Genomic DNA, 13,631 nt, shown 5'->3' on the forward strand with positions numbered 1-13,631 from the left:
TTATGTGGAATATCATAAAAAAATATCATTGATTATGTTGACGCAATTAAAATTATGACTAAATTACTTGAAAAAGCCTTTAAAGAAGCCCAGAAGCTCTCAAATAATCTTCAAGATGAAATTGCGCGGCAATTGCTGGAAGATATTCAGAATGAGTTGAATTGGCAAAAAACTTTATCTGATCCAGACATTGATCTAGGTATATTTCAACAAATGGCTCAAGCAGCTATAAAAGATGATGATGCGGGTGAAACCGAAGAGAAGGGCTTTGGGCAGGAATGATGAGATCTTCTCGAACCAAAGATTTTCAGAAATTATTTGTAAAGCTACCTCAACACGTCAAAGAAACTGCCAAAAAAAACTACGAACTCTGGAAAGATAATTCATCTCATCCGAGCCTAGAGTTTAAAGAAATTATCCATAATCAAAATATTTGGTCTGTTAGAGTGGGTATTGGCTGGAGGGCTTTAGGTGTTATCAAATCACAAGAAGAAAAAATCGTATGGTTTTGGATAGGTTCACACGCTGAATATGACAATATTTTAAAAAAGAAATGATGGTTATAGTGAGAGGTGGCGCGAAGTGTCGCCTCTCATAGGGTTATTCAATAGGTGTAGCCAAAATCTTTTTGAGGGCAGTTAAGCCTTTTTTGAGCTGTCGTGACACCGTAACTGCACTAATTCCTAAGGTGTCGGCAACTTCGCGATGGGTAAATTCTTTTAAAAACACAAATTCCACTACTTCACGGGTGCGATCTTCTAGAAGATCGAGAGCTTGCTGCAAACGAATATTATCTTCTTGGGCAAGTTGAAAACTTTGATATTTTTGATCAGTGACCAGATCGCCAATCGATGTAGTGCTATCTTCACTCTGATCAACGGGGGTATCGAGACTAATGGGTGATCGGTTTTGGCAAGCAAGTTTAATGTCATACCACTCGCTGACAGTAATACCTAGCTCTTTAGCAATTTCTTGGCTAGATGGTTCACGCCCAGTCTCAGTGCGCTTGTTGCGAATAATTTTGCAGCCTTGGTTGTAGGTGGCTAGCCAAGCACGGGGCATTCGCACCGTTGGGCTTTTATCCCGTAAGTAATGCTGAATTTCCCCCTTGATATATGGCACAGCAAAGGAGCTAAAGGCATGACCCTTGCTCACATCAAATCGTTCGATCGCATTGATTAAACCAATTGAGCCAACCTGCATCAGATCTTCAAAACTCTCTTGGCATTGATTTTTCCAGTGATAGGCTTCACGACGAACTAAGCCAATATTCAGATTTACCAGTTGATTACGGAGTTTTGTCGTGGGCTTAGCACGATAGGCTTGTAAAATTTCGAGAGTTTCCTGTTTACGATTAATCGTGGGGGTAATATCCACATCTTGCTCGCCCTGCGGCTCATTGCGGCTATCCAGATTTTGTCTTTGCAAAAAATTCTCTAGGTGTTGATAGATTTGTGATCGCGCAAATTCCGAAAAATTTGTATCTTGCTCAGGATTAAATTGAACTAGAGCTTTTTTAAATCCTATTTTGCCGATTTCGAGTAGCTCGCGATCGCTTTCTCGACGTTCCCCTGTTCTGCGATTGGACACACGACGCTCAGCTGCCACTGGACGATCTCTAGATCGGCGATCACCAATCCTCGTCTGATTAATTAGCGATATGGGTAGGTCAGAGATCGTTTCACGGATTAAACCCATATAAATCTCGACAATCTGCTCTTGCAAGTTTGCCGATGGAGAAACTCTATATGCCCTCAAGAGAGGCAATATATTCTCATTCGCTAATTGATTTGAATCTGATGGCATACGGCAGACATCCTCAAAGATGTAAGCGGCTAGAAGATATGCCCAACACATAAGATGAGAACTTTGCATACATGTGCTTTATACCGATAGTTTTCACTTGCACACAGAATCTAACAGAGAAGGCTGTATTGCCTCACTTTTTGCTAGCCCCAATTTAATTAGTGTAAGAACATTTTAAAGATATAAACAATATAAAAACATAAATCTTATATAGTTTACATTTTGCGCCCATGTCAATGCTCTAGATTATACATGTATAGCAACATGTAGAGAGAATTCAGAAGTTTTTTGACAATACTCCCTTAAATCATCATTATTTGCACTTCATCTCCTGCGGGTACATAGGTCTGATTTACACGCATTACAGCCATTGCATTTATGCCGATCGCACTAATCAAATTGCCAGAAATATCGTTCTGAGTTGGCTGAAAAATTGGACTTCCGTTCTGATAGGTGAGTTGTCCCCATAGGTAAGTTTCTCTCCTACCCTGTGCCTGTAAATCTTCAGTAGTCATAGCTTTGACGAATTGGGGATACCAGTAAGTGGGATTAGCTCCATTCAGTTTCGCGATCGCCCCCCGAATAAATCTCCAGAAACTCAGCATTGCCGAAACAGGATTTCCTGAAACTCCGAAATAGAGAACTTTATCCTCACTTCTGTTCACATTAGGATTCACATGAAGAGAGGGAGTGAGGGAAGCTACAGTAAGAGGTTTTCCGGGCTTAATCGCTACTGACCGTACATGAATATCAACTCCGATTTTTTCTAAAACTTCTTCGACATAATCATAATCACCAACAGAAACTCCTCCTGATGAAATGACAATATCGGCACTAGAGAGCGCTTGTCGCATGATAGTTTCTAGCTCTGCGCGATTATCACGAACTGCACCAAAGGGAAGAGCGATCGCCCCTGCTTGGGTAATTAGTGTTGACAGGGCATAGAGATTGGAATCAATAATTTGTCCTAATTGAAGTGGTTGAGAACTCCCAAGACTGACTAATTCGTTACCTGTGGAAATAATTGCGACTTTGGGCTGACGATAAATTTGCACCTGTTGACATCTTGAGGAAGCTAAAGCACCTATTTCTGTTGCTCCTAGTTTTATACCTGCACTGATGAGAACTGTACCTGCCTTAATAAATTCACCTTTTCGGCGCACATATTCTCCTGGGGTGGGCTTAACCTTGAGATATAAAAAATTGCCTATGCGTTCCGTATCTTCCTGCATAACTACGGTATCTGCGCCCTTTGGCAGCATCCCACCTGTAAAAATTCTGGTACATTCACCTTGTTTTAGGGATGTAGCAATGGTCGTACCTGCGGGAATTTCATGGGAGGCGATCGCTAATTTAAAATTTTGCCAATCAGTAACATCAGCAATATCAGCATAACGTAGCGCATAGCCATCCATCGCTGAGTTGTCCCAATGGGGAAAGTCTAATTTGCTTGTAATATCCTCTGCTAAAATTCGGTTACTAGCCTGCGACAAGGGCAAAATTTCACTATCAATTTCAGGTGCAAAAGGTTTTACCAAATTTAAAATTATTTTTTCGACTTCAGATACAGGCAACATAGCTACATTAAAGGTAGAGGGCAGCGCGTAGCGCTGCCCTCTACTATAGAATTTATTTATGCGTATAGATATTGTCACCCTATTTCCTGAATTTTTTACATCGCCTTTGCAGACCAGTTTGCTAGGAAAGGCGATCGCTAATCAAATTGCTGAGGTACATCTCACTAATCCTAGAGATTTCACCACAGACAAACACCATCGTGTTGATGATGAACCCTATGGGGGCGGTGTAGGCATGTTAATGAAGCCTGATCCTATTTTTGCGGCAGTAGAATCTTTGCCAATTTTGCCCAAGCGCGAAATTATCTACATGACTCCGCAGGGTGAGCCGATGAAGCAGGAGATGTTTAAAGAGTTGGCTAATTACGATCAGCTAGTTCTCATTTGTGGTAGCTATGAAGGTGTGGACGAACGGGTATGTGAACATTTAGTAACTCGCGAAGTTTCCCTCGGTGATTTTGTGCTGACCTGTGGTGAGATTCCTGCGCTAGCACTCATTAATGGAGTAGTGCGCTTGCGTCCGGGAACAGTGGGGAAAGAAGATTCTCTCAAGTTTGAGAGTTTTGAAGATGGATTGTTAGACTATCCACAATATACGCGCCCATCCATATTTCGGGGTTGGGAAGTTCCCGAAGTATTGCGATCGGGCAATCATAAATTGATTGCTGAATGGAGAAAGGAACAACAAATTTTAAGAACAAAGCAACGCCGTCCCGATTTGCTATAACCCAAAATACAAGTAGCGACGCGAAGCGTCACTACTTGTATTTTGGGCTAGTTCATGCTGTGCCGCCCGCCTAGCGGGCGGCACAGCATGTATTTATGCTGAGCTACTTAATATTTGCGTGGGGTATAAACCCTCAAGCGATCGCCTAATTCTAAAACCTTAGTCTTGCTCGATCCCACGATAATCACCGTTTGCATATCGGCAAGTTCAGGCTCTAATTCCGCAAGCGTAATCACCTTCACATTTTCGCCTTTACGTCCCATCTTATGACCGAGAACTACTGGTGTATTAGGCGATCGCCATTTTAATAACGTATCTTTGGCGGCTGGGAGTTGCCATTTGCGCTGTGTGGAAATGGGATTATAAATCGCAATCACAAAATCTGCTTGGGCAGCGGCGGATAATCTCTGCTCGATAACTTCCCAAGGTTTGAGAATATCTGATAGAGAAATAGTACAGAAATCATGTCCAATGGGTGCGCCAATGGCGGCGGCGGCGGCTTGGGCAGCAGATATGCCAGGGGCAACATGAATATCAATCTGGTTCCATTTGGGACTATCTTGATCAACTACTTCAAATACAGCAGAAGCCATGCCATAGATTCCCGCATCTCCCGATGAAACGATAACCACAGATTTCCCTTCGGTAGCTAATTCAAGGGCATGACGAGCGCGATCAAGTTCGACCCGATTATCGGAAGCATGGATCGTTTTTCCTTTGGTAAATTCTTTAACTAGATTCACATAGGTTTTATAACCGACAAAATCTGTAGCCGCTTCCAAAATTGCCTTGACTTCGGGCGACATCCATTTCGCTGCCCCCGGTCCTGTGCCAATAATCGATACTTTACCGATGCTGCTGGGATTTGGAGAGGATTCTGTTTGATATACCAAGTATTTAGAGCTTAGTTTAGAAGCGATCACCTCTAATTTCACTTCCTCAGAAATTACTTCGATTTGATGTGTAGCATCATCAGCAAAGGGAAGATTGCTATCGCTTAGCCAAGTTGCCTCACCGATGAGCTTAACCCTTGCTCCTGCTAATAAATCTGCCAAAAAGGTCTTTGCTTCTTCATCGGAATTTAACAACCGATAATTAGGAGGTGGGGCTAACAATGAAGTTTGAAAGCGTAAATCGCCTGTGGTTGTGATTGCTGGTTGGACTTGCAGTGATTTGGCGATCGCTCTTGCAAGGTCGTTAGCGCCATTTAATCCGCCCAATAGCGGCACAACTGCACTGCCATCTTCTGCGATCGCAATTACGGGTGGTTCGGCGCGTTTATCTGAGAGGAGAGGAGCTAGCGATCGGATGAGGATACCTGCGGCACAAATGCCAATGATTGCATGTCCTTGGCTAAATAGTTCATTGACAGTTTCGCTAAATTTGTCATAGGTATGATCGGCGGTTTGGGTGCGTGAGGCAAGCCCATAAATTGTGGCGTTAGGAATTACGGTTTGCACTTGTCTCGCGATCGCAATACTCTTTTCCCCTAAGACAATGATTACAGATGATTTCATTTGTTTTTTGCTGTTTGACTGCTATTTTTACTGTTTATTTATTAATTTGTTCCTAGATGAAATAGGGGCAATTAGTAATATTTTTGAGGAACAGATCGTCCTAACTTTAGTGTAGTTTTTTGTAGCTTTTCTTGACTTAGCTTTTTAATTTGGCTATATTTTAATCCATAGATTGTCAGCAAAATTTCCTCTAAAATTACTGTGTCTTAAAACTTGATGAGCCGCGTAAATCCCACCTTAGGTGAAATTAACCAGTGGTTAAATGAATTGCCAACGATTGAAGATCTTAAGCAAGTTCCGGGGTTTGAGATTGGCAAAGCATACTATTTTGTGCGAATTGGTGGCAAATGGCGCATTGGGAAAGAAAATCCATATGTTGATGTCAAAAATATTGCAGGTAAAACCGATAATATTCTTTGCTTTGCAGATGGTGATGAAATCAATAAAAGAATTGCGGGTAAAAGAGACTGTGAATCAGCGAGTCTGCATACCATTAGAATAAAAGCCGAAAAAAAAGATGCTAATAGCTTAGATAGGTTGTTGGTAGGTATAGGCTTACGCAAGGAGTTTTTAGAGTTTGTCTGGGATAAGAGTCCAAGGGAGCTTTATGAGAAGCAGATTGCAGACTATAAAAAATCACATAATATTAATAATGGCATAACAATCCTCGCTTTTCTGATTGTTGTTGTAATTATGATGTTCCCCTATGGTAATAAATTGATATCTTTTGATTTCACAGGTAATCTCCAAATTTCTAATGATAGCTTGATGGATGGACTAAGTTGGAAATATCAAAACCTATCACCAGATAAGAAAATCTTGTTTTTACAAAAAGCTGGTTTAGATAGGACACTAAGTGCAAAATGTACTCTTGAAAATAGTGATTTAAAGGAGCTAATTTCAAGATACTTAGATAGTAATAAAGAGCGATTTAATGACAATACGCAAAGGGATCTATTTTTGAAAAAGCTATCTAATGAAATTAGCCATATCCAATAAAAAGCCCTCATGCGATCGCATGGGGCTATGAGGGAGTTTTCAAACAGTTCGAGAAGCCTTAACTAACCTAAGTTGCTACCCATAGATTAACGCTAAGAGCAAGGACAAAGAGCATGACTTTAAGCTCAAATCCCTTGGCAGTAACAGCATGAATCGATTTAGGTAAAAATTGTGATATCAAACTGCCAGAGGTTTCAATTACTTTACGCTTATGGTGCTGGAGAAATTGAACATAGGCAGGTACAGGTCGTTTTGAATTGCGTTTTCGCATAGCTGAGAGCTGGATATTCGAGACTGTCAAGTAAAATGTGTAAAGTCTAGAAGCTAGACGTGGAGACGATCCTCGAAGAGGATGGCAAAGCGATTAAGAGCAGGTTTCCAATCACGAATCGGCATCGTCCACTTCTTCGAGATATTCCGCATTGCTAAATAAACGAGCTTGAAAGCAGCATCATCAGAGGGAAAAATCTGTTGGGATTTAATCACCTTCCGCAAACTACTGTTCATCGACTCAATCGCATTGGTGGTATAAATCGCCCTGCGAATCTCGGTCGGGAAAGCAAAGAAGGGGATAATGTTTGCCCAATGACTGCGCCAAGACTTGGAGATTGATGGATATTGCTTGTCCCACTTTTCAGCAAAGAGTTCGAGATTAAACTCAGCCTCCGATTCCGTCGCCGCGCTATAAATAGCCTTGAGGTCAGCACAAACTTGCTTGCGTTGTTGCCAAGGTACAAAAGCGACCGAGTTTCTGACCATGTGGACAATGCATAACTGCACCTGAGTTTTAGGAAATACCGTCTCAATCGCATTAGGGAAACCAGTCAAGCCATCGACACAGGCAATCAAAATATCTTTGACCCCACGGTTGTGAATTTCGGTGAGTACTGACAACCAGAATTTCGCACCTTCATTCGGAGAAATCCACATACCCAGTAATTCCTTGTACCCGTCCATATTCACGCCCAAGGCAAAGTACAAGGATTTGTTAATCACTCTGCCATTGTCTCGGACTTTGATGACTAGACAGTCCAGAAAGACGATTGGATAGACTGCTTCAAGGGGACGGTTTTGCCATTGCTTCACCTCGTCAATTACTGCATCTGTAACATTGGAAATAAGTGTTGGTGATACTTCAACACCATACATTTCTTGCAACTGGGCTTGAATATCCCTGACACTCATACCTCGTGCGTAGAGAGCAATGATCTTTTCATCTAGTCCTGACAAGCGACTTTGTCCTTTCTTCACCATCTGCGGTTCAAACTCCCCTTGCCGATCTCGGGGGACTGCGATTTCGGCTACGCCAAAGTCACCTTGCACTTTTTTCTGGCTATAACCGTTGCGACTGTTAGTTTGTCCTTCTGGTCTAGGTTCGTGCTTACCGTATCCCAGATGGGTTGATAGTTCTGCTTCCAATGCTCTCTCCACCAACGCGGTTGTCAGTTGTTTCAGGATTCCTCCTTCTCCGAATAGGTCAGGTGGTGTTTTACATTCTTGCAGCAATTCGTCGAGCAATTCTTTGCGTATATTCATCAGTTTTAGTGTTGGTAATTGTGTGTCTAGATCATCTCTCTGTATATATCCCAGACTTTACACACTTCACTTTACACTCTCGGATATTCTCGGCTTCCAGCAATAAATCTTCCACTTCATAATCGTTGTAAGCTTTATCTGCATAGACTAGAGAGCCTTCAGGTAAAGCAAATGGAAATACTTTCAACCCTCTAACATCAGCAAATGAGCCTGAAGTTAGAAAAAACTCCACAGGTTCTCCCGACTCTGTCGCTATCAAATGAATTTTAATACCGTAAAAGTACCGTTTCTTGCTGGCTTGATAGCCTCGATACTCTTCATTTCCATCATAGATTTTTGACCTTGGTATGCGGATATTGTCACAAACGGGTATCGGAAAACTATCAATGCTGTAAATCGATTTGGTGTTCAGTTGTTTCCATGCTTGTCCCAAAGCTTCAAACAACATCAATAGCATCGGTTCCACCCTATACAATCTGCGGTTGAACCGACTCCGACTAAGCATTTTGGGAATGTATTGTGGCTCTGACAAATGTTTTCTTGCCTTCTCGAAATTTCCACAAAAATACACAACTGCAACTATAACTGTAGTCATTACTTCAGCATCACTCATCTGTTGCTGGCTATCGTCCCGATGATTCATCGCTCGAAGAATGTCATCACACAGGCAATAAATCGCTACAATTTCATCATTCATTTTTCTTGCTGCTACTTGGCTTTTGTCCTTTGTAGCAGCATTTTTTTGTTATAGCTATTAGGTCGCAACTTGGGTTAATTTATCAATAATCATGACTGTAGATGTGCTTTTTCTTTTTCATCTACTTTAGGCAGTTTATATCTCTTTTACTCTGCCTTTTTTTCCTTTTTTAGTCTAGACTCCAGTTTTTGAGGGGTGTTTTTTAACGGTCGGATAGCGAATACGAGGAGGAAGGCGATCACCCTTGGAGCGCTCAGGGGTGATCGCGTAGTTTAGGAGGGATTGCAGGAGTACCAATCGCGGCAATAATTACCGCAAAGGATTGAGCGACCCGACCAGGAGAAAGATTATCCTGAGGAGACTGCCAAGGTAAAGGAGAATCAACACAATCGAGGTGAGCGAACCAAAGTTGCCAAGTCATTAAAGGCATCAAAGCACTCCAACGCTCAGTCGCCTGAGTGGAGGTAATCTGGGGCAGAGTCCAATGTAGACGTTGCTTAGCAAAACGATACCAATGCTCTAGGGCAAAGCGACGCAAGTATTTTAAAAACAGGGTCTCCAAAGCAGGTCTCGTTTTACCCAACCAAGCCAACCACATGGGCTGAAACTTACGGTTGCGTCCCAAGGGTTCAATCACCTCAACTCTAAAAATCTGCATTGGTCGTTCTGGAGAAGTACGGAAATGAAAGTCACGCCAATGAGTTACCTGTACCCGACCGATTTGGGGGTCTGTAATTTCGATGGTGGTGTCGGCAACAGACCAAGTTTCTGGGGCATTCAGTTTGAATTTATGACCATGCTTACATGGTGCGCCACGACCACTATAGGCTGGCGGAACTCCCCAAACACAGTGATTAGATGCCAAACGCAGCAATAGATCTGCCTCAATATTCGCTGTTGCTTTGACAAAACTAGCATTCCCATATCCTCGGTCATAGACAGCTAGTGGGCGTACGCTTAACTGCTCTGTGACTTGTTTGAGTTGGAAGGCTGCTTTACTCACAGGAGTCTCGAAACTGCTGATCCGCTCATGTTTTATCGGTAGTGCCCAACTCCCACTTGCTTCGGGAATCCACGCAAAGGTGCTGTAGCTTTGTCCTACGTCGATACTTTCGTCTTTGCCATGATGGAATCCTCTTTCCTTCAGTGTTTCTGCATCTGGTCGCAACCATACGCTATTATCTCCTGCTAACAAAGGTTGCTCTTCCGTGGGCAACTCTTGCACCATCAGTTTCATCAACTTTGCTCTGACTGGTCGACTATCCCGCAGTCCCTCATAAATACTTGACCATTTTCGCCGAAATAATGGATTCATTGATAGACTCACATACGAGCTAATGCTCGGACTTGTCAGGACGGCATCCATTATTTCAAATACTGCATCTTTTCCTGTCCCAAGGTATTCATATATCGACTTGCGAAATTCTTGTAGTTTTTGGAAAATCATAGTAGTCAATGTCAATTTGGTTTATTGATCATTGCTCTTTTGGCAGTTTGTGCCTAGCACTTCCTGCCTTTCTTTTCTTCTTTTTAGTCTAAAGTCCAGGGAGTAAGTCACAAACACTTTGAGCATTGATGTAAGAATCATTAGTCACAGTAATCAACTCATGAGTAACAGCATTAAGTGCACCGAGGACATTAAAACGCTGCCTTCCAGCCCCAGATTTGACAAACAAGCGTTCAAAACACCACAAAAAGCCTAAATAAGCACCGAGGACAAAATGTGCCGCATCGACAAAGAAAACGGCTCTTTGTCCAGATTTAGTTTCCTCTAAGCGTGGTTCTAGTTTTTTTTGAGAAATTCCTCTTGTGCTGCTGGGTCAGCCTTAGCAGGTATTAGACCCACTCGGTGACAACTCATTCCCATCGATTTCAGGAAATGACGCACCTGTTCTCGACTTCGGACAATCCCTGTCAACTCGCTAATTTTTGCTGCTGCATGAGCTAGTGTTTTGGGTGGATGTTCTCGAAAATATATCTCTATACTTTCTTGATGCTTTTTTAGTTCACTCTGGGGGCGATTAAAGGTTAGTTCTTTGAGTTTGCTTATCCCACCTTCTTTATAATCTCGTAAATAGCTCAACAGTGTCGGTTCACTGATTCTTAGCAGTTTTGTGATTTCTTTGTGTGGGTAGTTCTGACTTTTTAGGTATAGTGCTTCCATTTTTCTCTGTACTCGTGGATGCGGATGATGGAATCTTTCGTAATGTAGCGCATCTATTTCTTCTTTGGTAAATGTTAGTCGGATCATCTTGGAACAAAGTTAACGTTTCTTCCATTCTTCCCCTTTTGAAAAATAAAGTCTACTCCCAGTCAAAGTATACAAATATTTTTTGTGAATACCGCGAAAGGGACGCAGGAAATTGCGTAAACCAACCCAAATCCCCTCCATAGTATTGCAATGAACCTCACAAAAGCCATCTTGATCGTCATCGCGAGCATACTCGCGCTGAGAGTGACAAACAGTTTGACGCTCACGACCAGAATCAGGTATGCGATTGTAAGCATCAGATTCATCGGTATAGACTGTTGTATTTGGTAAAGTTGTTACCTCTACCTGCGGCTGAATCGTGATTTGTTGAGTATTGTCACAGACCTTCATGCGGATCTGACCACTGTTGCGTCCAACCGTGCCGACAACAGGTGGACGGTCATTTGCCATTGTTCCTTTGCCTTTGCGTTGATTCCCTCGTCGTCTTGGTGGGTCTGCTATTGGATCTTTTTTTTGGCTCCCTTTTCTCCTGCATTCTGAAACATCTCGTCCATCTCGGTTTCAGCATCGGGCAGATTACCATTAATCAAATGGGCAAATCCTCATCGTTGGATGCGATGCCGCCAAGACAATAATGTCCCATAGTCGAGTCCTAGTTCCTCGGCTATGTGTTGGGTCGTTTGTCCTTGTAAGAATCCACGCAATATCAGCACGATCTGACCACAGGTGTAATGACTTCCTGATAAGTCTGTTCCTGTAAAAATATGGAACACTTTCCCACATCCCCGACACTTATATTTGACGATTGGTTCGCGTTGGCGATCATGCGGTGCTTGTCCCACTGGTATTGCGTGTCCATTGGGACAATACAATCCTTTCGGATGTAGAATTTCTAATAACCATTCATAGCTGGCTTGCTCATCTAATAATTTTGTCAGGGGAAATTTGATCATCGCATCTTTATCGATTCATGAAGATGACTCCCCCCTATTTTGCCATTTCACCTGCTTCCCCATATGAGCGAAAACATCTTTACTCGCCTAATATTTACTAAAACAGAGATAAGTTTAAAAGATCGTGTTGGTTTGGCTTGTTATATATTTAAACAATGGCAAAAGCAAAAAGTCGATATGTTTGTAATAACTGTGGTGAAGACTTCCCGCAGATGTATGGGAAATGTCCTGCTTGCTCCAGTTGGGGAACATTGCAAGAGGAACTTATTCCTGTCATCTCCACAAATACCAATGCGATCGCTACATTCTCGCATCTCGGTACAACCAAATCCACAGGTAAAGCCAAACCTAGAGAATCCTTAACCCTCTCGCAAATTACCGATAACGACCAAGCGCGATCGCCTTCTGGTTATGAAGAACTCGATCGCGTATTAGGTGGAGGCATTGTCGCAGGTTCCCTTGTGCTGATTGGTGGTGAACCGGGGATTGGTAAAAGTACACTCTTATTGGGTATGGCGCAAAAATTGATGAGCCGCTATCCCACGCTCTATGTCTGTGCCGAGGAGTCAGCGCAACAGGTAAAACTGCGATCGCAACGATTGGGAATCTTAGAGGAGAATTCCGATGATCTCTATTTGTTAGCGGAAACAGATTTAGAAACGGTCTTGAGAGAATTGCAATCTCTTCGTCCCAAGGTTGCTGTAATCGATAGTATTCAAGCCCTCTACTTCTCCAACTTAAATGCTGCCCCCGGTTCCGTTTCGCAAGTGCGGGAATGTACGGCAGCTCTGATGCGGGTGGCGAAGCGCGAGAATATCTCGCTATTTATCGTTGGTCATGTGACTAAGGAAGGCTCGATCGCGGGGCCAAAAGTATTAGAACATATGGTCGATACAGTTCTTTATTTTGAAGGCGATCGCTTTGCTACTCACAGATTATTGAGATCGGTCAAAAATCGCTTTGGCGCAACGCAGGAAATCGGTGTATTTGAGATGATCGATCGCGGCTTGCGTGAAGTTTCCAATCCTTCCGAATTATTTCTCGGCAATCGCGATGAATCTGTTCCCGGAACCGCCACAATTGTCGCCTGTGAAGGTACGCGCCCAATTGTGGTGGAATTACAAGCCCTCGTCAGTCCCACCAGTTATTCTTCACCACGCCGCACCACTACTGGTATCGAGACTAATCGTTTCCTACAAATTCTCGCGGTTCTCGAAAAGCGGATTGGGATTCCTTTATCAAAACTTGATGCCTATGTAGCGGCGGCGGGTGGCTTAAACGTAGCGGAACCTGCGGTGGATCTAGGAGTAGCGATCGCAGTGGCAGCAAGTTTTCGCGATCGCACCGTCGATCCGCGTACAGTGATGATCGGTGAAGTGGGTTTAGGTGGACAGGTGCGCCCCGTATCGCAATTAGATATGCGATTAAAGGAAGCAGCAAAATTGGGCTTTAAACGGGCGATTATTCCGAGTATGCAGGTGATGCAAAATTACGGCATGGAAATAGTGCCTGTAACTAAGGTTTTAGATGCGATCGTGGCAGCTTTACCTCGCACCAAGTTTGAAGCTTCTAAGCCAAGTGATGACTCACTGGATGAATAAAAAGCC

At 42.9% G+C, this 13,631-nt stretch carries 13 protein-coding genes and 2 pseudogenes; 5 read left to right on the forward strand and 10 right to left on the reverse strand.

From position 1 onward, the window contains the following. Window positions 1–54: 54 nt before the first annotated feature. Together NMG48_RS15560 and NMG48_RS15565 are read left to right on the forward strand one after the other, a co-directional pair. Window positions 55–282, forward strand: coding sequence for a hypothetical protein (locus NMG48_RS15560; protein ID WP_271252393.1), 228 nt, complete (start codon window positions 55–57; stop codon window positions 280–282). Next, window positions 282–557 (forward strand): ParE family toxin-like protein, encoded by a 276-nt coding sequence (locus tag NMG48_RS15565; protein WP_345961278.1) that lies wholly within the window; start codon window positions 282–284, stop codon window positions 555–557. The genes NMG48_RS15560 and NMG48_RS15565 overlap by 1 nt, the downstream gene beginning before the upstream one ends. A gap of 43 nt (window positions 558–600) precedes the next feature. Here the strand turns inward: NMG48_RS15565 and NMG48_RS21730 are convergent, their stop codons facing one another. Then, window positions 601–1,806 carry an RNA polymerase sigma factor SigF gene (locus NMG48_RS21730; protein WP_345961216.1) on the reverse strand — a complete coding sequence of 402 codons (1,206 nt, stop codon included), beginning with the start codon at window positions 1,804–1,806 and terminating at the stop codon, window positions 601–603. 302 nt (window positions 1,807–2,108) lie between these two features. Further along, window positions 2,109–3,383 (reverse strand): molybdopterin molybdotransferase MoeA, encoded by a 1,275-nt coding sequence (locus tag NMG48_RS15575; protein ID WP_271252395.1) that lies wholly within the window; start codon window positions 3,381–3,383, stop codon window positions 2,109–2,111. Window positions 3,384–3,441: 58 nt separating this feature from the next. Here NMG48_RS15575 and trmD point away from each other — a divergent pair, with 58 nt between their 5' ends. Next, window positions 3,442–4,110, forward strand: a complete 669-nt coding sequence (trmD, locus tag NMG48_RS15580; RefSeq protein ID WP_271252396.1) for a tRNA (guanosine(37)-N1)-methyltransferase TrmD — start codon at window positions 3,442–3,444, stop codon at window positions 4,108–4,110. 107 nt (window positions 4,111–4,217) lie between these two features. Here trmD and cobJ read toward each other — a convergent pair whose 3' ends face one another. Continuing rightward, window positions 4,218–5,627 carry a precorrin-3B C(17)-methyltransferase gene (cobJ, locus tag NMG48_RS15585; protein WP_271252397.1) on the reverse strand — a complete coding sequence of 470 codons (1,410 nt, stop codon included), beginning with the start codon at window positions 5,625–5,627 and terminating at the stop codon, window positions 4,218–4,220. Window positions 5,628–5,843: 216 nt separating this feature from the next. Here cobJ and NMG48_RS15590 point away from each other — a divergent pair, with 216 nt between their 5' ends. Continuing rightward, the gene (locus tag NMG48_RS15590) at window positions 5,844–6,626 is read left to right on the forward strand and encodes a hypothetical protein (protein ID WP_271252398.1); all 783 of its coding nucleotides are present in this window, start codon (window positions 5,844–5,846) and stop codon (window positions 6,624–6,626) included. A gap of 67 nt (window positions 6,627–6,693) precedes the next feature. On the opposite strand, the gene NMG48_RS15595 is transcribed toward NMG48_RS15590, so the two are convergent. From NMG48_RS15595 to NMG48_RS15625, 7 genes and pseudogenes are all read right to left on the reverse strand, one after another. Then, window positions 6,694–6,897 (reverse strand): hypothetical protein, encoded by a 204-nt coding sequence (locus NMG48_RS15595; protein WP_271252399.1) that lies wholly within the window; start codon window positions 6,895–6,897, stop codon window positions 6,694–6,696. Window positions 6,898–6,950: 53 nt separating this feature from the next. Further along, entirely contained in the window at window positions 6,951–8,162 is a 1,212-nt protein-coding gene (locus NMG48_RS15600) for an IS256 family transposase (RefSeq protein WP_271251743.1), read from the reverse strand. 31 nt (window positions 8,163–8,193) lie between these two features. Then, entirely contained in the window at window positions 8,194–8,859 is a 666-nt protein-coding gene (locus tag NMG48_RS15605) for an IS982 family transposase (RefSeq protein ID WP_271252400.1), read from the reverse strand. A 174-nt stretch (window positions 8,860–9,033) separates the two neighbouring features. Next, window positions 9,034–10,306: pseudogene (locus NMG48_RS15610) on the reverse strand (NF041680 family putative transposase). Between the two features lie 103 nt (window positions 10,307–10,409). Beyond that, window positions 10,410–11,110, reverse strand: a pseudogene (locus NMG48_RS15615) (helix-turn-helix domain-containing protein); the annotation flags it as partial. 12 nt (window positions 11,111–11,122) lie between these two features. Next, entirely contained in the window at window positions 11,123–11,521 is a 399-nt protein-coding gene (locus NMG48_RS15620; RefSeq protein WP_271252402.1) for a transposase, read from the reverse strand. Window positions 11,522–11,673: 152 nt separating this feature from the next. Further along, entirely contained in the window at window positions 11,674–12,024 is a 351-nt protein-coding gene (locus tag NMG48_RS15625) for a hypothetical protein (protein ID WP_271252403.1), read from the reverse strand. Window positions 12,025–12,179: 155 nt separating this feature from the next. Between NMG48_RS15625 and radA the strand changes: the two genes are divergently transcribed. Continuing rightward, window positions 12,180–13,625, forward strand: coding sequence for a DNA repair protein RadA (gene radA / locus NMG48_RS15630; protein ID WP_271252404.1), 1,446 nt, complete (start codon window positions 12,180–12,182; stop codon window positions 13,623–13,625). Window positions 13,626–13,631 lie beyond the last annotated feature (6 nt).

Source organism: Pseudanabaena sp. Chao 1811, assembly GCF_027942295.1.
In the GTDB taxonomy this organism is placed as follows: Bacteria; Cyanobacteriota; Cyanobacteriia; order Pseudanabaenales; family Pseudanabaenaceae; genus Pseudanabaena.